The sequence below is a fragment of the Lentilactobacillus parakefiri genome, assembly GCF_002157585.1.
Taxonomy (GTDB): domain Bacteria; phylum Bacillota; class Bacilli; order Lactobacillales; family Lactobacillaceae; genus Lentilactobacillus; species Lentilactobacillus parakefiri.
On the sequence record NZ_BDGB01000029.1, the window covers coordinates 26377 to 46432 of the forward strand.

Genomic DNA, 20056 nt, shown 5'->3' on the forward strand with positions numbered 1-20056 from the left:
ATGCTGAATGCGAATTCGCCGATTTATCTACATATTTGTTGATCGAGGAAGAAACCCGCGATCGTTTTCGTATTTACAAACTGTGGTTTCTGGGGTTTCCAAAGGACCTGGTTTGTTATTACGCAAAGTTTTCGTTTAGCGGATATTTCTATAGAAAGATTAGGAGTGATGATATGAGCAGTTTAACTGAAAAAATGTTTCGAAAAGAAGATCCGCTTGTCTATCAAGATAAGGATTCTCATTTAATTCGAAGCTTAACCACCAAAGATTTCCTGGCACTTGGTGTTGGGACGATCGTTTCCACGTCCATCTTTACGTTGCCCGGCGTTGTTGCCGCTCAACATGCCGGTCCCGCCGTTGCCCTTTCATTTTTAGCAGCCGCAATTGTTGCCGGAATTGTCGCCTTCGCCTACGCTGAAATGGCTGCAGCAATGCCGTTTGCCGGATCTGCCTATTCATGGATTAACGTTGTTTTCGGTGAATTCTGGGGCTGGATTGCCGGTTGGGCACTGCTCGCTGAGTATTTCATTGCCGTGGCCTTCGTGGCTTCCGGGCTTTCCGCCAACTTCCAAGGGTTAATTTCGCCGTTAGGATTCGACCTCCCCAAGGCACTCTCAACTGCTTCAACCGGAAATAACGGTGGCTTGATGGATCTTGTTGCTATTATTGTTATTATCTTAGTTACAACTTTACTCTCCCGTGGTGCTTCTCAAACTGCCCGAGTCGAAAACACGCTCGTGATTTTAAAAGTGATTGCTATTTTAGTCTTTATTTTCGTCGGCGCCACTGCAATCAAATCCGCTAATTACACACCGTTTATTCCCAAGTATCACGTTAACGCTGATGGTTCCGCATTTGGTGGCTGGCAAGGAATCTATGCTGGAGTTTCTGAGATCTTCCTGGCTTACATCGGTTTTGACTCCATCGCTGCCAACTCAGCTGAAGCGAAGAATCCGCAAAAGACCATGCCACGTGGAATCCTTGGTTCGCTGGTTATCGCCGTTATCCTATTTATCTCCGTTGCCTTAGTGCTTGTCGGCATGTTCAAATACTCCGATTATGCCAACAACGCTGAACCAGTTGGCTGGGCCCTTCGTCAAAGTGGTCACGCGCTCGTTGCCACAGTGGTGCAGGCTATCGCGGTTGTCGGGATGTTTACCGCCCTCATCGGGATGATGCTTGCCGGATCACGTCTAATCTACTCATTTGGCCGTGACGGCTTGCTGCCTAAGTGGCTTGGCAAACTGGATAACAACTTACCTAACCGGGCATTAATTGTTTTGACCATCATCGCAATTGCGTTAGGTGCCTTCTTCCCGTTCACTTTCTTGGCTCAACTGATTTCCGCTGGGACCTTGATTGCTTTCATGTTCGTTTCTTTGGGTGTCTATGCCCTGCGACCACGTGAAGGAAAGGACATTCCAATGCCAAGTTTCAAGATGCCGCTTTACCCGGTATTGCCAGCACTTGGATTTTTAGGCGCACTGGGTATTTTCTGGGGCTTGGATATTCAAGCAAAGACATACGCACTGGGCTGGTTCATTTTAGGCATGATTATTTACTTCGCATATGGGATGAATCACTCCACGGCAACGCTTGATAAAATGGCTGAACACGAAAAAGATTAATAAGGCTGGTGATTTCATGGGCAAATTAGGCAAAGCGTCTAAATTAATTAATGAAGAAAACAAGTATTATGCCCGTTCGGCACGTATCAATTACTATAACTTGGTCATTGATCACGCCCACGGTGCAACTTTAGTGGACGTCGACGGCAACCAATACATTGATTTGCTGGCAAGCGCCTCGGCAATCAACGTTGGCCACACCCATGAAAGAGTCGTCAAAGCGATTGCCGATCAAGCTCAAAAACTGATCCATTATACGCCTGCTTATTTCCACCATGTTCCCGGAATGGAACTTTCTGAAAAATTAGCGAAAATTGCGCCGGGAAATTCACCAAAAATGGTGAGCTTCGGTAACTCTGGCTCAGATGCAAACGACGCAATTATCAAGTTTGCGAGAGCTTACACTGGCCGGCAATACATCGTTTCTTATATGGGTTCCTATCATGGATCGACCTATGGTTCGCAAACCCTATCGGGAAGCAGCCTGAACATAACCCGTAAGATTGGGCCAATGCTGCCTAGCGTGGTGCACGTCCCGTACCCTGATTCTTATCGAACTTATCCGGGAGAATCCGAACACGATGTTTCACTGCGGTATTTCAACGAATTCAAGAAACCCTTTGAATCCTTCTTACCAGCTGACGAAACTGCCTGTGTCTTGATCGAACCAATTCAAGGTGACGGCGGCATCATTAAAGCCCCTGAAGAATACATGCAGTTGGTCTACAAATTCTGTCATGAGCACGGAATTTTGTTTGCAATTGACGAGGTTAATCAAGGACTTGGTCGAACCGGGAAGATGTGGTCAATTCAACAATTCAAAGACATCGAACCCGATTTGATGTCTGTTGGCAAGTCACTGGCATCCGGAATGCCGTTAAGTGCGGTTATCGGTAAAGAAGAAGTCATGCAGAGTCTCGATGCGCCCGCTCATCTGTTTACCACTGCCGGCAACCCGGTTTGTTCTGCCGCCTCTTTAGCAACCTTGGATGTGATTGAAGATGAGCACTTAGTTGAAAAATCCGCCACGGATGGTGCATACGCCAAACAACGCTTCTTAGAGATGCAGCAACGTCACCCAATGATTGGTGATGTCCGGATGTGGGGACTCAATGGCGGGATCGAATTGGTTAAAGATCCAAAGACTAAGGAACCCGACAGTGATGCTGCCACTAAAGTCATCTACTATGCCTTTGCTCACGGCGTCGTTATTATCACCTTAGCAGGCAATATCCTGCGTTTTCAGCCGCCATTGGTCATTCCAAGAGAACAACTTGACCGAGCGCTCCAAGTGCTTGACGACGCGTTTACCGCCGTTGAAAATGGTGAGGTTACGATCCCCAAGAATACTGGCAAGATTGGCTGGTAAATAACATAATTCGATACAATCAAAGGCACGAATCCCAATTTGAGATTCGTGCCTTTTCATTTATCCTCAGCTCACTTATAGCACATATTTTACTTATTTTTTATGCTTGATCACTTCAGTTCAAAGTCCAGTATTTCCGGATTATGATCAGAGTTTTTAAATCCTAACGACTTGACATGAACACGGTTAACCTGAACATTGTCTGAAAGAATAAAACCATCAATGACCGACGTAAAGGTCTTTTCCGGCTGATACGGTGTCCCATTCGCCCGTACTGAAGGCATCTTCGCCTCGGCTAATCCCTGTTTGGCAATTCTGAACCCCTTTGGCAGCTGATCAGCCGGAAACGGATGAGTCCAATTCATTGGCTTGCTAGTCGTGTGAAAGACTGCCGGACTGTTGCCCAACATATCATGGTTATAATCACCTGCGACAATCACGTAATTTCCTGCCTGCTGTTCCGTGGTCATTTTAGCAAACAGCTTACGAACCTGGGCCTTTCTCACCTTCGCATTTTTTGTAAAGGCCGATAAATGCAGGTTGATAACCGCTAACTGACGCCCGTTATTGACCGGGATGTGGGTGACTGAAATTGCCCGGTCCAAATCCATGAATTTATTAAAATCGGTATCAATCGGCAGCTGATATCTGGTACTATCCTCAATTGTAGCTTTGGCAAGGGTCAGCAATCCCGATCGCGCCTTGCCAATTGGCCGGGTGAGTGGGTAAAACAGGTAGGCAGAATCATAGTTTTGGGCATAGACGCTCGAATAGCTGCTCATCCGGTCTTTTAGCCACTGGACCTCATTGACATGAAATGAGCGGTCACCGTTGGTATCGACCTCTTGGAAGAACATCAATGTTGGATCAACTTGTTCGACAGCTTGATAAATGCCATTGAGATCATCCAAGACAGATAACTTGCTAAATGCTCGCGAGTATTTGCCACCATCCATGAAAAAGGAATAGTTATCCGGATAGGCGGCATAACCAATATTAAAGGTCATCGCTTTGTAGGGGTGGTTTGTCCGTAGTATTTGCGAGTTTCGATTAACCGGTTTTAATTTAACATTGTCAGGCACGCGGTGATATGTCAAATAAACGTAAGCCGCGTAGCCACCCACGAGAATTAGTAGACCAGAACCAATGAGTAAAAGTGCTTTCCAGAATTTTTTCATAGGACCCTCCATACCTAATATCATATCAAATCAACGGCCGAACAATCTAAAAATATTTCGAAATATTGGTATCGTTTACAAGGCTTTAATGATAAACTTTAGGTATATTTGTTCATCCTTTAGGAGGGGTCATCATGAAGAAATCACATTTTGGGTTTGCACTTTTATTTGCTGGGGCACTGAGTATTGGTGTGGAAACGTCATCGCAAACGGTTTCCGCCAAGACGGTTAACATTTACTTAACCCGTCACGGTCAAACAATGTTTAATGTTAACGGTCGCGGCCAAGGCTGGGCAGACAGTCCGTTAACTGATACCGGGGTTTCCGTTGCTCATCAACTTGGTTATGGCCTGTATGGCTTGAAATTCAAGGCTGCCTATTCAGCAGACAACATGCGGACTTTCCGAACGGCAACTTATGCCTTACAGTCATCCGGTAACGGCAACTTGAAGGTTAACTGGAACGCTAATTTACGCGAAGGCGGCTATGGTAGTTTTGAAGGTCAGAAATACGATGATGTCAACAAGGTCACGATGCCACTATTAAGACCAGCCGGCACTTACTCCGGTCCACAAGACTTCGGTAAGGCCCAGCAAGCACTGGGTAAGGACTTCTGGCCTGCACTTCAAGACGCTTATCATGCTGCCGAAACGGTTGACTTTGGCCAATACAGTGACCCGACGCTTCCGGAATCACTAAAAGCGGAAAGCTCAACTCAAGTGATTGATCGGATGAACACCGAACTAACTTATATCGCCCAAAAAGCAGCGAAAACAAGTGGTAACGTCTTAGTGGTCAGTTCAGGCATGTCGATTCCAGAATGGCTATCAACTCAAAAGAACTATACAGTCCCTGGGTTCGTTAATTGGGGCAACGAAGCAACCATGAAGGTCACCTACAAGAACGGCCAGTTCTATTTCCCATCAAACGTTACCGACAAGACGATCCTGTATACCATCAACAAAGGAGCAGCGTTGCAGCAGCTGCCAAAGAACACCCTTAAGGTTAACAAGTTCTACTTAAATAAGAATAAGGTTTCCGGTTCGACTTCAACTGGTGCCTCGCTGGTACTGCAAAACACCAAGGGCTCAACTTTAAAGAAGGCTAACGCAAACTTAAACGGAAACTTTGCGTTTAAATTAAGTAAAGGCACTTTAAACAAACTCAAAAAGGGTATGAATCTTAAATTGACTTCAACCCCAAGGGACGCTTCCAAGTCATTGAACATGAATTCAGATCAAATTAGCCAGACCGTCTTTGGCAATAAGTCCACAACGGTTAAAGTATTGAAGTAACCCAACACGAACAAAAATTCAAACAATTCTCAAAACGGCGTCTAGGACAATTGTCCCGGACGCCGTTTTTTTGATGACACCCTCACCCATCTCATGGAAATAGTTGATTCTACACCACAATCTTCTTTCTCAAAAACGTCATTGACACCAACAGTAGTAGTGCACAGATCGCGCCCATCACGATATTAATCCAAGCAATGGCCGCTACCGGGGTTGCCTCGGCCACCGACACGATTACCATACCAATGCTGCCAAAGATGGTTCCGCCGGCGCTATACAGGGCAGAGGCAGAACCGTTGTCGTTTTCCTCCTGCTTCAATACTAAGTAAGTTCCTGGTGGTCGAACCGCACTGCTGGCCAGGGTTGCTGGAAATTGGGTCAACGCAAAGGCCACTGGCGTCATTTGACCGAAAACCAGAACCAGGATTCCAGCAATTATTGTAATCCCAAAGGAAGCATAAATAATTGTAAACCGGTCAATATACTTTGAAAGTGGAATATAGACTAGGGGCCCAAGCAGCATCCCAATTGCATTAAACGAGAAGAATAGGCTGAACACACGGCTACTAAGATGGAACGTATTTTGAAAAATGTAGGAAGATGATGAAATATATGATAACGACACAATCGAGATGAGTGAAAAATTCACCAAAAGCGCGGTAAAGCCTGGATTGGTCAATAATGCGCCAAGACGGCCAAACGATTTCATCACACTAATGGTCCCACGTTGTGAAGCGTGGGTTTCCTTAAAGATAACCGCTCCATAAATCACCGATAGTCCAAGCAATGCCTGAGCAAAAAAGATCCCGCGCCAAGAGATAAACGTCAGCAGCAGTGAGCCAATTACCGGTACAACAGCGGGTGAAATCACGACCATCGACTGAACAATCGCCAAGGTTGTTTCCTGTTTTCGACCGACGAAAACATCTTTAATGACCGCCGTCGCAACCGTGGTGGCTACCCCACCGCCAATTGCCTGAAAGATCCGGAAAATGATGATTTCATAGGCGTTTGCTGCAATTTCGCAGAGAATGCTGGCTAACATGTACAATGTTAGACCAACCAATAAAATGGGCCGTCGACCGTACCGATCACTTAATGGCCCCCAGAACAGCGTAGCAATTGAATAAAACACGAAAAACAGAATCAACGTCAGGTTCATGACAATTTCGGGAACCGCAAAAAAGGTCGTCATCTCAGGAAGTGCCGGTAAATACAAGTCAGTCGAAAGGGGCACAAATGCACTCAAAAAGGCCAAAAAGATGATAAAGCCGGTATTCCCCATTTTTGGTTGCACTTTACTATCTGCCATCTCTGACACCTCCATCCTTTGCCCATTTCATATTAACCGCGAACTCATCGGTAACCTGATCAAGTTCGTGGTTCTCTTCTTGGAAGCCTTGTTCAACATAAAAATGGTAAGCTTGTGAATTTTTTTCGTACACTGATAAGGTTAATTCAGTTCGGGTTTGTTTTGCAGCATTTAATAATTGGGAACCGATTCCATGACCACGAGCTTGCTTGGCAACAAACAGTCCGGCAATATAGTTCCCTTCTATACCCAGAAATCCCTCAATCCGGCTATCTTCTGTATAAAGAAACAGTTCGGCTTTGGCAAGTTCTTTTTTCACCCCGTCATAATAATCAATCCAGTAAGTCGGATTGATAAAAGAGTGGGCATCCAGGTTGGCATCCAACCAGATTTGTGCAATTTGATTTAGCTTGTCGCCTTTTATTCCATGAACGTGCTCGATCATAGTTGGTCCACTCCTTTGAACATTCTTTTAGCCCCTATTGTAAAACAAAAATGGTATTCCGAGGTGGAATACCATTTTTCAATTCAAGTTACTTTACAATCTTCACATATTTAGCGTTTCCGGTAATGTAACCACCAGCAATGTGATACCTCAGGGCACAGTGATTAGACACGCTGTTTGCGTGAGAATAATCATAGTTTTTGATCTTAATCCTGGTGCCTTTCTTGAAGTGAGTGTGGCGGTTACGCTTACTCAGGTTAACATCTTGATACCGGTAGATTGCTTTTTTAACTTTGATATAACGCGGTTGTGCTTGCTGATTCATCGTGACCAGTTTCCGGTTTGCGGTAATGTATTGGCCATTTGTCAGAACATAACGGGTGGTGAGATTATGATGAACAATCTTCGTGACGTGAAGCACCGTTCCTTGTCGATAATTTCTAACCTTCGCAGTTAAATTCTTGTACATATAGGCATTCACGCCCCTTGGATTGATAACCGTCACGGTGCTATGATCCGTTTGATAATAGACCGGGCGAACATATGCCCACTGCGCAGTGATATAGCCGGTCTTGCCGCGGTTCTTGGTCAAATGGTTCACATCGCGAACTTGGTAACGTAAACGACCATTTGTGGAGTGGCCATATCCAGTTACGACAAACATTGGCCGGTAGACTCGCGGCTTGGAAACGTAGCCTGCCCGCCGCTCCTGGGTACTAAAGGTTGTATTTTGGTAGAGAAAAATTTTCTTTAACGCGTACACAACGGTTCCTTTTGGCGCCGGGGTTGGGGACGGACTTGGAGTTGGCGTTGGGCTTGGAGTTGGATTTGGTGTCGGACTCGGATTGGGCGTCGGCGTCACTGAATTCTTTTTAACATAAATCTGTACTGGTGACCCAGTCGTCCCCCAAACCACCGTTGGCTGAACCTTGCCATTCAATTCACTGCCGGAAGCTAGGTGATATCCGGCTGGTATTGTCCCATAGGTCAAAATCTTAGTCAGATTCCAAGTATCACCCAATTTTGTGTCAGCTGTTGGCGTCAGAGTGAAGTTATTGTTTGGAAAACTGGTTTGACCATCGACATCCACAAAGCTGGCATTTAAATTGGTCAACTGATCGGTGTCAGGGGTAACCGTTAGCTTGGCATACTTGGTTTGTGTATCCCCATTTTCATTGCTTGCATAGATTGGAATCGTGTAGGTTTGGCCGGCCTTAATTTGGTTATAGGCCAGTGTAGATTGGTAATCGTACCCGTAGCCAAAATTTAAAGTATCAGTCGTTTGCGGGTCATTATTATCGCTTGTGCTAGCAAACTGACTTAAGATGTTTGCGGCCGGCTTCAACGTCTGGCTATTATTATTGAATAACAATTTACGGGCATTAGACAACGTTACTTTAACATCGTTTACCTGTAACAGTGGTATAAAGCCCGCACCAATTGTGCTGTTATACATCATCTGAGCTGTCTTATCATTAACGGTTGTGTGGTTGCTGATGTCAGAAACTTTCGAAGTAATAATCAACTTATCATTAACTGAACTCGTTTTAACAGCAAATGGGATGTTTAAACTCCTGCCAGCGTCAGCAGCACCCAAATTGTCAATTTTAAAGACGACTTTGCCGTCCACGCTAGATACGGTCCACTTCACAGTGGGCGTATTCGGAAGTGGGGTTGTATTATTAGGATTTTCGTATACCTTAAGGCTCTTTGGATCACTGATTGGATTGCTTTCTGGTTTAGAGGAAGATAGCGTCCAAGTAAAAGACTTTGGCACTTTCTCAGGCTTGCTTGGTAAAGTAATCTGGGCCCATGCAACCGTAGCATTTTGACTATACCAGTAAAGCAAGTTTTCATCCGCTTGGACGTCCGATCCCTGAGCTGTATACGCATAGAAATTCCCGTCCCATGGGCTTTCACCCTTTGCATTAAAACCCGATGGCGCAGTTAGGCCGCCTAGCCCGCCAAAAATTTCTTGACTGAGCGTATTGGCACCCCCGCCTGAATCTCCGGGGATGTTATTGACGTTTAGGTTAAACTGATCAATCTTTGCGGACTGATTACCGCGATTATAGGTCACTTCAACCGGGTACTGAACGGTCGCTTTTTTGTTGGCATCATCAACTGACGGCTTCATATAAATTGAAACGCCAGCTTTAGCTAAGCTGCCGTAATCAACTCCGGCTTTGGCAGTCAAAACAACTGTGGCTGGATCACTGTTTGGATCCGTCGACACATTGAAGAAGTTCCCCGATGAAACGGCATTAATCTGCAGCGAATTCATATCAAATCCAGCCGTTCCATTAACTTTCTTCATAGAAATTTTAATTTGATCCCCCGCCTGAATCCCAGCGGGCTTACCAAGCAAAAACTTCATGTTAATTGCTTGATTACCACTATACGTAGCATTCGGGCTCAGAGTCGTCGAGTAATTAAACGGGCTCTTAAACGTTGTGTCATCAGCCCTAACTTGACTTATTAATAAACTGGCACCCATTAGAAAACTAAATAGTCCAACGACGACTACCATCATTAGTTTTAAAACGGTTGCATTTAAATGCTCTGAACCCCTTAATAAATTATTTTGCTGTTTAACCATATTAACTTCCCCCCATATGTCTACTTCCATTGTAATAGTCCAGTTAGGTCATTTCAATCATGAAGATGGCTCAAAGGCCTAAACTGAAAGTAATCAGGGTGAATAGAGGCCAAAATCTAATGGTTAGCATCGGCATCAGTCCAAAATCGTGATTTCATCAGCTTTTTCCCAAGGTTTCATGTACAATATAATTAAATAAGGAGGAGTCACCCATGTCAACCTACAAAAACAAAGTCTACCTTGCATCCCCATTTTTCAGTGATGGTCAAAAAGACCGCATCGCCCAAGTGGTTGCCTTACTCAAACAAAACCCAACTATCGACGCTGACGGCATCTTCATCCCACAGGATCACCAATTTGAATCAGAACCTTTTGGCAGCTTCAAATGGCAGGACGCAGTCTTCGCGTCAGATATGCGCCAAGTACATAAAGCAGATGTCGTCGTTGCTATCTTGGATTATCAATTGGAAGAAGGCTTAACCGAACCAGATTCAGGCACCATCTTTGAAATTGGTTCAGCTCACGAAGCCAACATCCCGGTTATTATGGTTCAGTTTGGCGAGAACAGTCAGCTGAATTTGATGTTGGCCAGAAGCTACACCGCATTCTTTAATGGCAAAGACGATATTCAAAATCTCAAGAGTTATAACTTCAACAACTTAGAGCAGAAATACACCGACAAAAAGGTCCTATAGTTTTATAGCGTGCCATCAGTCTAGCCTTTCCGCTGACTGATGGCTTTTTTAGTCGGCTTTTCATCAATTCCTAACAAGTCATAGGGACTCATATAACGGGTTTTCATGATAATCTTGGAAATCTCTTCTGGAGACTCAGGATTGCCTTCCAACAACCAGACCTTAATAATACTCATTAACCCAGAAACAATAATTTTGTGGGCAAAGTTATCGGGGATTTCGCGAGTCATTCCCATTTTTCCTTTAAGCCTAAACAGGTCGGCGTCAATAATTTCCATTAACAGACTCTCAACCTTTTCTTCAAGGTGATGATCCCCCTTAGGTCCCAAAAGTACGCGAATCAGATCAAATTCATGATTGATGTATTCAATAATTTGATCGACCACGGGATATGTCTGAAATGAATGATCGGAAATACTCTGAAATTTCATTGTCTCTTCTAAATGATCGTTCATTAGCCCACGAATATCGGTTAAAATCTGATTTTCAAAATGGTCAACCATTGCGTCTTTATCTTGATAGTGGGCGTAAAATGTACTCCGATGGCGGACCACGTCATTGAAATTAGTGATGGCAAGGTTGTTCAAGATCAACTCAACGCCCACCCAACGCCGATTGAACAAATCGAATGGTAGGTGATTAACATGAAAACAACTTTATGGCGGAACATTTTCAGAGAGTTTAAATTTTCCTTTGCCAGGTTTGTGTCAATTACGACCTTACTGGGGCTGGGTGTATTCGTTTTGGTTGGCTTAAAAATGACCGGGCCTGACATGCGGACAACTGGCGATCATTATTACACAACGCACAAGATGGCAGACGCTATGATTTCCAGTAATGTTGGTATTTCAGCCGCCGATCAGCCATATATGCGCAATCTCCCACATATCAAAGATATTCAATTCGGCACGACTAAAGACGCCGTTATCAAGGACACCAATCAGGTGATTCGCCTGTCTTCTTCTACCAGCCAGGTCTCAATTAGTCAGGTAGTCAGCGGAAGATTACCTAAGCGATCATCTGAAACTGCCATAAGTAATCACGAAAATCATCACTACAAACTCGGTCAACACATTAAGCTGGTAAACAACCAGGATCAAGCAAGTGTTAGTGGTTTGAAAAAGACGACTTATCGAGTTGTTGGATTTATCACTTCCAGTGATTATTTAATGAAGCAGAATCTAGGCGTCACCTCTGCAGGAGTAGGTCAAGTGGATACTTTCGGCGTACTTGACAAGGCGGCCTTTACCAGTCATCAGCCAACCTTTGCCAAATTCACCTACAATAATGTTCATGGTGAGAGCTACTCAAACCAATATGAAAATACGGTCCGCAAAAATGTAAGCCAAGTGGAAAACCGGCTGGATAACCGTGCAAAACTTCGCCAACAACAACTCAAACAAACGGCACTTACCAATATTAATCAACGCCAAAGGCAACTGGATGCCAAAACCAAACGGCTGAACCAGCAAAAAAACAGCTAACAGTTGCACAGCGCCAACTCGCAAAATCTAAACAGTCTCTCAACCAAGCCCAACAAGCGGGAATCATCCCAACTGAGCAGTTGGCGATTCAAGAAGCACAGCTGAAAACCAAACAACGTCAGCTTCAGCAATCTCAATCAAAACTAAGTTACGCGACCCGTCGATTGAGCGCTGGTCAATCGCAACTTAACACGAGTCGTTCAAAGATTACCGCCCTTCAAGACATCACCTATCAAATTCAAAGCCGAAATGATTACAACGCTGGCTACAATCAATTCGGAGAGGATGCGAAGCGAATTGATGTCCTCTCAAATACCTTCCCCATTATCTTCTTTGCGGTCGCAATTATGGTCAGCCTAATTACCATGTCCCGGATGGCAACTGAAAAGCGGGAGGTTATTGGCGTCTTACGAGCCCTTGGATACACACGGTTTGACACTATGAAAGTCTTTCTGGTTTATGGAATTTTTGCTGGCGTTCTCGGATCGACACTGGGCGCTTTTCTGGGGACTAGCCTGTTACCCAGAAAAATATTTTCTGCTTACGCGGCTAATTTCACCATTCCCAATTTCCAGACGCCACCCTCGCCGTTTTGGATTAGTATCTCCATCATCCTTTCACTTATCTGCACCTTAATCCCAGCAATTTTGGCAACCGTCATTATGTTGAAAGATCAGCCTGCCGTCCTCATGTTGCCTAAGCCACCAAAGGCCGGTTCAAAAGTCTTCCTAGAACGATTCCCATTCATCTGGCATCATCTTTCATTTAATTACAAGGTCACTATTCGGAATTTAGCTCGCTATAAATCACGAATGATCATGACAATTCTGGGTGTACTGGGTTGCACAGCACTTCTAATTACCGGCTTTGGCATCCGTGATTCGCTAAATGGCATCGTAGATACCCAATATAAAGATATCATTCACTACGATATCATTGGTGTCTACAATCCTGTTTCCAGCGATCAAGCAATTGCTAATTATAAGCGGAAGGTCGACCACTTGGCAGACATGAAGCAGCACGCATCCATTTATTATGAAACGGTTACTTCACGGCCACAAGGCACTTCCAGCAACCAATCAATTTCAATGATGGTTCCTAAGTCAACTAACAATTTTCACGACTTTGTCAACCTAAGGAATCCGGATACAAAAAAGGCCCTCCACCTTTCTACGAATTGAGCTATCATCACCAAAAAAATGGCCCAGTTAAGCAACTTAAAAGTTGGTGACTATTTATCAATTAAACGGTCCAATGGCCAGCAATATAAAGTAAAGATTGCGGGGATCACCGAGATGTATGCCGGTCATTCACTTTATATGAACGCTTCATACTACAACAAGGTCTTCCACCACGCCGTCCAATACAATGCGCAAATGTTAAGGTTGAAAAATCGGTCAGCAAAAAATATTAATCAGGTATCTCGTCGGCTTGCACGCCAGAAAGCTTCCTTAACAACTGTCCAGTCTGATGATGCCAAAACGACCATCAATAACATTCTCAGCGGTTTGAATCACCTGGTTTTAATTATCATTGGCGCCGCATCGATGCTGGAATTTGTGGTCCTATTCACCCTGACAAATATCAACGTTTCCGAACGAATTCGTGAACTATCAACGATTAAGGTGCTTGGTTTCTACCCGATGGAAGTGGTGATGTATGTCTATCGAGAAACCTTCATTTTAAGTTTAGCGGGTGTCTTATTAGGCTTTGTTGCGGGTGCCTGGCTTCATTACTACATTATGCAGACGCTACCACCCGATACCGCGATGGCAAGCCTGACACTACTGTGGACCAATCTTGGCACATCAGGCCTCATGACACTGCTCTTCTCCATTGTGGTCATGGCATTTATGGCTCGAAAAATCAATCGAGTTGATATGCTGGGAGCCTTGAAATCAACTAATTAATAGCTTCTATCAGCAAATGAAAAGCTAGAATGTCGATTTGATTCTGACATTCTAGCTTTTCTTTGATACTTGATCATTATTCATTATTTTAACTAATGATCACTTGGCACCCCGTCTTCCACACCCAACGACAAATCAGCCTTGTCATCGGCAAGCAGCAGGTGAATTGCGTGCTTCAACAAGAATGGCGCAATTAGGGTGGAAAGAATAATGACTAAAATGAGGTCTGAGTAGTACGAGCTTGATAACAAGCCAGAAGAAAAACCAATTTGGGCGGTAATCAATCCCATTTCACCTCGAGAAATCATCCCCGAACCAATCATATAACTGCTATTGAGGTTAAAGCCATTAATAAGCGCTCCTAGCCCACAGCCGAATAGTTTGCTGATACATGCGAGAAAGGTCACTACGCCCACAAATACCAGGGAGTGGCCGATGTTTGCAAACGACATGTTGAGGCCAATGCTGACAAAAAACATTGGGACAAAGACCGCGTAACCAATCGGCTCCATGTGATTCTCAATCGTTTCACGATAAGGCGTGTGGGCAACAGCAATCCCGGCAAAAAAGGCACCAACTGCCCCACTGAGCCCAACTGCTTCAGCAATGTAGGCCATTCCCAGACAAATCACCATTGAGGTAATCGTGACACTGGAGGCCATCAGCAGGCGTTCGCCAATCTGCATTAGATAGGGAACAATCCACTTAACCATGAGGTAGGTTAAAGCGAAAAAGGCAAGCTGTTCAGCAAAAATGAGCGTCAAGCTGGTTGAGGCGCCACTGGTTTTCACGCCCGCAGTCCCCATCACGCTGATCATGATCGATAACAGGATCACCCCAATGATATCGTCTGCAACCGCCGCGCCAAGAATTGTGGCGCCTTCTTTGGTATCCAGCGACTTATAATCCCGGAGAACTTCAACCGAAATCGAAACACTGGTTGCACTGAAGACCACGCCGATAAAGATTGCTTCAAGCGGCGAGAAGGAAAATTCTAAGCAGGCTGCCCCAATCATCACGACTGGAAAAATCACGCCAATAATCGCAACGATAATCGCCGGCCGTAAATATTTCCGCAGCAGCTTTAAATTACTTTCCAGCCCACCGATGAACATCAAGATAATCACGCCGATTTGGGAAAACAGATTAATCATTGAATCCAAGTGAATCCAGCCGAGCACTGCTGGGCCGACAAGGATCCCCACCAGAATCTGGCCAATAACGGCTGGAATCCCAATCCGATTTGATAAATGCCCCGCAAGTGTAGTCAAGACCAGCAGCAGACACAGGGCACCGATAAATGCCATATGATAACCTCCCCTCACTAAAATGCTGTGTTGCTCAACTATGTGTCAGTAATGAATCTTTATATGTGTGGCTTACTAAACTAATCCTTTTGAATCTGCGTGGTTCGAGCCCTGCTTAATACACTGATAAAGTGAACCGTCAGTCCAATAATCAATCCAATAGCAGCCGGCAATAACCAGTCCATGCCAAGTGACGCACCAGGTAAGAAGTCATCCAATTTGAGAATGCTGGTTGCCAAAGCAGACTTTGAAATGATTGCTGGTGCTGCAGCGATAGCGTCCAAAATAGCAGGAATAATCGTGAAGATGGTTGTCCAGATGTAAACCCGATTGTCATGACCAAATAATGGTGAGGCAATTGAGAGAATAATCAACGTAATTGCCAGTGGGTAAAGGAACATCAGCATTGGTGTCGACCAGGCAATAATCGTATCAAGGCCAAAATTGGCAATCCCAAATGACAGCCCGGTGGCAATGATTAACCAAGTCCGGTACGAGATGAATGGGAATTTGGCATTCAGTGCTTCGGCAAAGGAGGTTGACAGGCCAACTGAGGTGGTGAGGCAAGTCAAAGTCGCCATGGTTGCTAGGATGACTTCACCGAAAATCCCGAGGAAGTGGTTGGCGATTTGGTTAAAGGCAATCCCGCCATCAATTGAAAGGCTGAATTTGCCGAGGCTGGTTGCGCCAAGCCAAATCAAGCCAATGTAGATGAGTGCTTCCAGCCCAATGCCCAGGGCCCCCGACTTGATGGTCGTCATTGAAATATCCTTAGCATTGGTTTGGCCAAGCCCACGAATTGCGGTAATGATCGCAATCCCAAATAATAGGCCGGCAATACAATCCATTGTGTTATATCCCTGCAAAAACCCATTTAGGATTGACCCATGCTGGTAAGCAGCGCTGGTAATGGGCGCATTATTCGCTTTGCTGATCGGATTCAAAAAGGCAATGGTAAAGATAATGGCTAATAAGGCTAAAAATGCTGGGTTCAGAATCTTCCCAATCGAATTAATAATTCCTGCTGGTTTGCGGGAAGCCCAGTAAGTGATTCCAAAAAAGATCAGTGAGTAGATGAACAGCCACATTGGTTGTTGAGAAGCACTGAGGTGGCTGGCAAAGCCAATCTGAAATGGCGTTGTTGCCGTCCGTGGAGTAGCAAACAGCGGCCCCAGAGTTGCACAAACCATCACCATGAAGAAAGTCGCATAGCGCTTGCCAATTGGCTTAGCTAAATCGTAAATCCCGTTGCTGTGGGTCACCGCGATGGCGATGATTGCCAGCAGCGGCAAGAGTGTCCCGGTTAATAAAAATCCAATTCCGGCAGTGAACCAGTGAGCCCCGGCGAGCTGCCCCAAATGAATGGGAAAGATTAAATTTCCGGCCCCGAAGAACATCCCGAAGAGCATTGAACCAATGATGAGATAATGTTTAAATGATAATTTCTTTGATTGACTTTCCATATTGAGCGCTCCTTATAAGTTAAATTCATCAAAATTCCTAATTGCATCCCAATCTGATCAAATTCACGATTCGTGACTCGACTAATGCCGCCTGACTTAGTCTGATTTAAAAATAATCTCATTTTCAAAGCCTCCTTAACTGCAAATAAAAAACGTCCTTTAAGATCGATATGATCTTAAGGGACGTTTGCACGTGTTACCACCCAAATTCTCGACAGCTTCACAGCTATCGACTCACCATGTACGGCCAAATAGATTCAGCGATACACTGGCGCTGTAATGGGCGCTCCCAACAAACACTCGCAGACTCGCTCGCATTTGTCGCTCGAAGGCTACTTTCACCACTTAGACTTTTGAATCGTTCTCACTTACCCGATTCTCCCTGAAAAAGTTCTAAGAGACTACTCTCCTCGTCTTAGCAAATTCTCATGTTCCTGATTGCCCTAAATACTAATCCATTTCTTCTCGGGTGTCAACAGGTTTTATCTAACTAATTTCACATCGTGCTTGGTGTAAGTTAAGTGCCAGCCTTTTGGCAGTGACTGGTTGGCAAATTTGCCCGATAGTCGATTGGCCTTAAAGATCGTGACCCCTGATTTGATGCCCTTGACATTCTTAAGCACCAGTTGGCCGCCAAGCTTGGCTGTACCGGAGACTGAAACTTTGTCGCCTGCAGTGAGGTTTAAAGCACCCTTGTCACTTTGCGTGTATGTGCCGTTGACCTTCACATTCTTGGCTGAGAGGGTTAAATGACCGCCAGCCAAAGTGAAATTACCGTGACCCAACGCGTTGTTGTTTTCAGCAACCAACGTCCCAGCCTTAACTGTGGTGCCACCCTTGTAGCTGTTATTACCAAGTAGGCCTAATGAACCGGACCCTTCCTTGGTCAAGCCACCATTTCCTGAAATATCGTTCTTCCAAGTGTCAGCCGCATTATAGCCGCCCTTTGAAGCGTCCATGTTAACAGTTTGGTTATCCACAAAGGTACCAAATCCGTTAGCCGCCTTAAAGAGGTTCAAGCGACCCCAGCCTTCAGTATCATCAGTCATTGGATAGCCTGATGGAATGCCAGTGGTGTAGAGGACTTCGCGTCTTTGAGTGGCGTTTAGGTAAGGTAATCTGGTCTGTAAGAGGACTTCAGCGCCCTTTGGTACAACCATCGGTTTAGTGGTGTCACCAATCGGCGAGAAGCCGTACGTCAATCGATAGGTGTAATTTTTCAGGTTGGTTTGATAATCGCTAAAGTCATCTTTAGCCGATTGATCCTGGGCTTTGGCCAAATCTTTTTGCGTGTCCTGGTAGGCTTGATTAATCAGCTGCTTATTATCCGGATCATTCAAGGTAGCAGCCGTCATTGCCGTGCCGATTACCCGGCCGCCCATAACCGCTAATGGTGAGTGGCGTCCAGCCAGAACCCGGTCGTAACCGACTTCTGAGGAACGGGTGATCAGTTGTTGATAGCGTTCTGGGAATAGATAGGCCAATGTTTCACCGGTTTCAAAAGCAGCGGTTGTATGCCCACTTGGGAAATCGTAATCGTTGGCGGCAGCCGAAGCCATCACATTCTTCAGGTATGGATTAACTTTGACTTGATCGCTTTGACGATAAGGACGGGTAAACTTGATGTAAGCCTTTGGTGTCCCGGTCCCAGACCAGGCCGAATCTTCTGCAATATCAACTAACTTAACCGCAGAACCAAGGGGTGAATTTTCATCCGCCCACTGCATCGAGCTGTAGGGTGAACCAGCAGGAAGTGGCACATTAGGCACAGCATTAAAATCAGTCTGCGCGTTGGTATCCTTGATAAACGCCGGCGCATATGGACCAAAACCACTGATTAGGTTATATCGCAAGTCTCGACGATCGGTTAAGTAGGAACGGTCAATTTCTGCCTGTGATGCACCGTTAGTAATCTGAATTGATTTATCCAAGTTGTCCTGGAGCACTTTTTGATTGGTTTTGGTATCGTCAGTTGGATTCCAATAAGTCAAAAAGGTGTTGTCAAACAACGCGATTGCCGGATTAGTGTCCGGCGTGGCGTTGGTTTTCACGTTTTCCTTGTAGTGATCGACAAAGTACCCGTATGAAGCGGCCACCGGCTTCAAGTCACTGGATACACTGGTATCCGACTTGGCGTTGACCTTCACATCATTATTTTGAGCACCCAAAACAGCGGCTCCGGTCAACGTCAGCACAAAGGCGCTTTTCAGAACCGTTTTCAGAATCGTACTGCTATGTCTACTTCCCATGCTTAATCCTCCCAAGATGAAATGATTTCTATGAAACGATTATCAGAACAACAAGTATCAGCAAAACCACAAACGATATCTCCCAACCCAACTTGGGCGTATGCTTGATTTCGTATAACATTGTTGACATATTTACACCATCCTTTAGATAGTCCCTGATAGCCATTCCTGATTCATCTTTAGTATACTTGGACAACGTAAAATGACTGCAAAGGATTTGTAAAAAGTGGGTAAAAGTGCTGAATGATTGCGACGCAAAGAAGGCCCAGGCCAAGCCTAAGAATTTCTCTTAGGTTTGATCTGGACCTTCTTGAATACTTCAAATGCAATGAGCGTTCACAAGACGTCAATTAATCACATTTGACGGCAGCCCGCTGTTTTTGGAAGACTTCCTGCAGCTGACTCGGGTTCAACAGTTCATCACTTTGAACCAGTTTGTACGCCCCCATAAACGTTGAGCTAATCAGCTGCTTTAGCTTTTCTTTCGGAAATTCATCTGGGTGTTTCAGCCAATCATAGCACACCCAAGCAAATCCACTCGTCAGGAAAATGACCGTATAGTCAAATTCCCATTTCCTATCTGGAGTGACTTTGGGGCCTAGACGCCCTTGATCGAATAGATCGTTGAAGATCGTAATCGCCCTTTTCACGTTATTTTGAATCATCATGGTGAAAATTGTGGTATCAATTGTCGAAACGAGCTTCATTCCTCGGCTATTCTGACTCATATAATCAACGACTTTGCCGACAGATTCACTAATTGCCCTCATTGGATCCGATTGATCTTCCCAGCCCTGAATAAACTGGTCTAGATCGTCGGCATACTTATCTTCCAACTGATCAAAAAGATCGTAGACATCGTGAAAATACGTGTAAAATGTTCGCCGATTAATATGAGCTTGGCGCGTGATTTCAGTGACACTCACCGACCGAATCATTTCCCGGCCATTAGATAATCGGGTTGCGGCCTTGGCTTCTGGAACTTTACCTTCCATCACGGTAATGAACGCCCGAAAGATGGTTTGCTTCATTGAGATGTTTTGAAACATGTTAACTCCCCCTGTCAGAAACCCCGAACGCAACCCTATCTTTGACATTAGTATACAGTTATTATAACTGTTT

Annotated in this window: 16 protein-coding genes and 1 other annotated feature; of the genes, 7 read left to right on the top strand and 9 right to left on the bottom strand. The window is 44.9% G+C overall.

Features of this window, described 5'->3' with window-relative positions:
- Positions 1-173: 173 nt before the first annotated feature.
- On the top strand, positions 174-1628 hold the full coding sequence (locus LPKJCM_RS02070) for an APC family permease (protein ID WP_057961630.1): 1455 nt from the start codon (positions 174-176) through the stop codon (positions 1626-1628).
- A gap of 16 nt (positions 1629-1644) precedes the next feature.
- Positions 1645-2997: an aspartate aminotransferase family protein gene (locus LPKJCM_RS02075; protein WP_057961646.1), complete on the top strand. Its 1353-nt coding sequence runs from the start codon at positions 1645-1647 to the stop codon at positions 2995-2997.
- Positions 2998-3107: 110 nt separating this feature from the next.
- Here LPKJCM_RS02075 and LPKJCM_RS02080 read toward each other — a convergent pair whose 3' ends face one another.
- The gene (locus LPKJCM_RS02080; RefSeq protein ID WP_057961629.1) at positions 3108-4175 is read right to left on the bottom strand and encodes an exonuclease/endonuclease/phosphatase family protein; all 1068 of its coding nucleotides are present in this window, start codon (positions 4173-4175) and stop codon (positions 3108-3110) included.
- A 134-nt stretch (positions 4176-4309) separates the two neighbouring features.
- On the opposite strand from LPKJCM_RS02080, the gene LPKJCM_RS02085 reads away from it, so the two are divergent.
- Complete coding sequence (locus LPKJCM_RS02085; protein WP_057961628.1) at positions 4310-5470, top strand: histidine phosphatase family protein; 1161 nt, start codon at positions 4310-4312, stop codon at positions 5468-5470.
- Positions 5471-5579: 109 nt separating this feature from the next.
- On the opposite strand, the gene LPKJCM_RS02090 is transcribed toward LPKJCM_RS02085, so the two are convergent.
- The 3 genes from LPKJCM_RS02090 to LPKJCM_RS02100 all read right to left on the bottom strand — a co-directional run bounded on the left by LPKJCM_RS02090 (position 5580) and on the right by LPKJCM_RS02100 (position 9826).
- On the bottom strand, positions 5580-6782 hold the full coding sequence (locus LPKJCM_RS02090) for an MFS transporter (RefSeq protein WP_057961627.1): 1203 nt from the start codon (positions 6780-6782) through the stop codon (positions 5580-5582).
- On the bottom strand, positions 6772-7227 hold the full coding sequence (locus LPKJCM_RS02095) for a GNAT family N-acetyltransferase (protein ID WP_057961626.1): 456 nt from the start codon (positions 7225-7227) through the stop codon (positions 6772-6774). Before LPKJCM_RS02095 ends, LPKJCM_RS02090 begins: the two co-directional genes overlap by 11 nt.
- 88 nt (positions 7228-7315) lie before the next feature.
- Positions 7316-9826, bottom strand: a complete 2511-nt coding sequence (locus LPKJCM_RS02100; protein WP_057961625.1) for a DUF5776 domain-containing protein — start codon at positions 9824-9826, stop codon at positions 7316-7318.
- Between the two features lie 212 nt (positions 9827-10038).
- Here LPKJCM_RS02100 and LPKJCM_RS02105 point away from each other — a divergent pair, with 212 nt between their 5' ends.
- Entirely contained in the window at positions 10039-10521 is a 483-nt protein-coding gene (locus LPKJCM_RS02105) for a nucleoside 2-deoxyribosyltransferase (RefSeq protein WP_057961624.1), read from the top strand.
- A gap of 20 nt (positions 10522-10541) precedes the next feature.
- Here LPKJCM_RS02105 and LPKJCM_RS02110 read toward each other — a convergent pair whose 3' ends face one another.
- Positions 10542-11114 carry a TetR-like C-terminal domain-containing protein gene (locus tag LPKJCM_RS02110; RefSeq protein WP_420844006.1) on the bottom strand — a complete coding sequence of 191 codons (573 nt, stop codon included), beginning with the start codon at positions 11112-11114 and terminating at the stop codon, positions 10542-10544.
- Positions 11115-11165: 51 nt separating this feature from the next.
- Here LPKJCM_RS02110 and LPKJCM_RS13390 point away from each other — a divergent pair, with 51 nt between their 5' ends.
- The 3 genes from LPKJCM_RS13390 (at position 11166) to LPKJCM_RS13400 (ending at position 13915) form a co-directional block, all read left to right on the top strand.
- The gene (locus LPKJCM_RS13390) at positions 11166-12005 is read left to right on the top strand and encodes a hypothetical protein (protein ID WP_225364085.1); all 840 of its coding nucleotides are present in this window, start codon (positions 11166-11168) and stop codon (positions 12003-12005) included.
- Positions 12006-12085: 80 nt separating this feature from the next.
- A complete protein-coding gene (locus tag LPKJCM_RS13395; protein ID WP_225364086.1) occupies positions 12086-13186 on the top strand; it encodes an FtsX-like permease family protein in 1101 nt (366 codons plus the stop codon).
- An 18-nt stretch (positions 13187-13204) separates the two neighbouring features.
- Positions 13205-13915 carry an ABC transporter permease gene (locus LPKJCM_RS13400; protein ID WP_225364087.1) on the top strand — a complete coding sequence of 237 codons (711 nt, stop codon included), beginning with the start codon at positions 13205-13207 and terminating at the stop codon, positions 13913-13915.
- Positions 13916-14007: 92 nt separating this feature from the next.
- On the opposite strand, the gene LPKJCM_RS02120 is transcribed toward LPKJCM_RS13400, so the two are convergent.
- The 4 genes from LPKJCM_RS02120 to LPKJCM_RS02140 form a co-directional block, all read right to left on the bottom strand.
- Entirely contained in the window at positions 14008-15222 is a 1215-nt protein-coding gene (locus tag LPKJCM_RS02120; RefSeq protein WP_057961622.1) for a cation:proton antiporter, read from the bottom strand.
- 80 nt (positions 15223-15302) lie between these two features.
- Positions 15303-16685: a branched-chain amino acid transport system II carrier protein gene (brnQ, locus tag LPKJCM_RS02125; protein WP_057961621.1), complete on the bottom strand. Its 1383-nt coding sequence runs from the start codon at positions 16683-16685 to the stop codon at positions 15303-15305.
- Between the two features lie 176 nt (positions 16686-16861).
- Positions 16862-17111, bottom strand: a binding site (T-box leader).
- Positions 17112-17167: 56 nt separating this feature from the next.
- Positions 17168-18934, bottom strand: coding sequence for a phosphatase PAP2 family protein (locus LPKJCM_RS02130; RefSeq protein WP_057961620.1), 1767 nt, complete (start codon positions 18932-18934; stop codon positions 17168-17170).
- Positions 18935-19284: 350 nt separating this feature from the next.
- The gene (locus LPKJCM_RS02140) at positions 19285-19983 is read right to left on the bottom strand and encodes a TetR/AcrR family transcriptional regulator (RefSeq protein WP_057961619.1); all 699 of its coding nucleotides are present in this window, start codon (positions 19981-19983) and stop codon (positions 19285-19287) included.
- Positions 19984-20056: the final 73 nt, after the last annotated feature.

Bases quoted from the DNA above. Each gene is read 5' to 3' on its own strand.
- LPKJCM_RS02120 (WP_057961622.1), bottom strand. From the start codon at position 15,222: ATGGCATTTATCGGTGCCCTGTGTCTGCTGCTGGTCTTGACTACACTT.
- LPKJCM_RS02130 (WP_057961620.1), bottom strand. From the start codon at position 18,934: ATGGGAAGTAGACATAGCAGTACGATTCTGAAAACGGTTCTGAAAAGC.
- LPKJCM_RS02105 (WP_057961624.1), top strand. From the start codon at position 10,039: ATGTCAACCTACAAAAACAAAGTCTACCTTGCATCCCCATTTTTCAGT.
- LPKJCM_RS02085 (WP_057961628.1), top strand. From the start codon at position 4,310: ATGAAGAAATCACATTTTGGGTTTGCACTTTTATTTGCTGGGGCACTG.
- LPKJCM_RS13400 (WP_225364087.1), top strand. From the start codon at position 13,205: ATGGCCCAGTTAAGCAACTTAAAAGTTGGTGACTATTTATCAATTAAA.
- LPKJCM_RS02080 (WP_057961629.1), bottom strand. From the start codon at position 4,175: ATGAAAAAATTCTGGAAAGCACTTTTACTCATTGGTTCTGGTCTACTA.
- LPKJCM_RS02090 (WP_057961627.1), bottom strand. From the start codon at position 6,782: ATGGCAGATAGTAAAGTGCAACCAAAAATGGGGAATACCGGCTTTATC.
- LPKJCM_RS02095 (WP_057961626.1), bottom strand. From the start codon at position 7,227: ATGATCGAGCACGTTCATGGAATAAAAGGCGACAAGCTAAATCAAATT.
- LPKJCM_RS02070 (WP_057961630.1), top strand. From the start codon at position 174: ATGAGCAGTTTAACTGAAAAAATGTTTCGAAAAGAAGATCCGCTTGTC.
- LPKJCM_RS02075 (WP_057961646.1), top strand. From the start codon at position 1,645: ATGGGCAAATTAGGCAAAGCGTCTAAATTAATTAATGAAGAAAACAAG.
- LPKJCM_RS13390 (WP_225364085.1), top strand. From the start codon at position 11,166: ATGAAAACAACTTTATGGCGGAACATTTTCAGAGAGTTTAAATTTTCC.
- brnQ (WP_057961621.1), bottom strand. From the start codon at position 16,685: ATGGAAAGTCAATCAAAGAAATTATCATTTAAACATTATCTCATCATT.
- LPKJCM_RS02100 (WP_057961625.1), bottom strand. From the start codon at position 9,826: ATGGTTAAACAGCAAAATAATTTATTAAGGGGTTCAGAGCATTTAAAT.
- LPKJCM_RS02140 (WP_057961619.1), bottom strand. From the start codon at position 19,983: ATGTTTCAAAACATCTCAATGAAGCAAACCATCTTTCGGGCGTTCATT.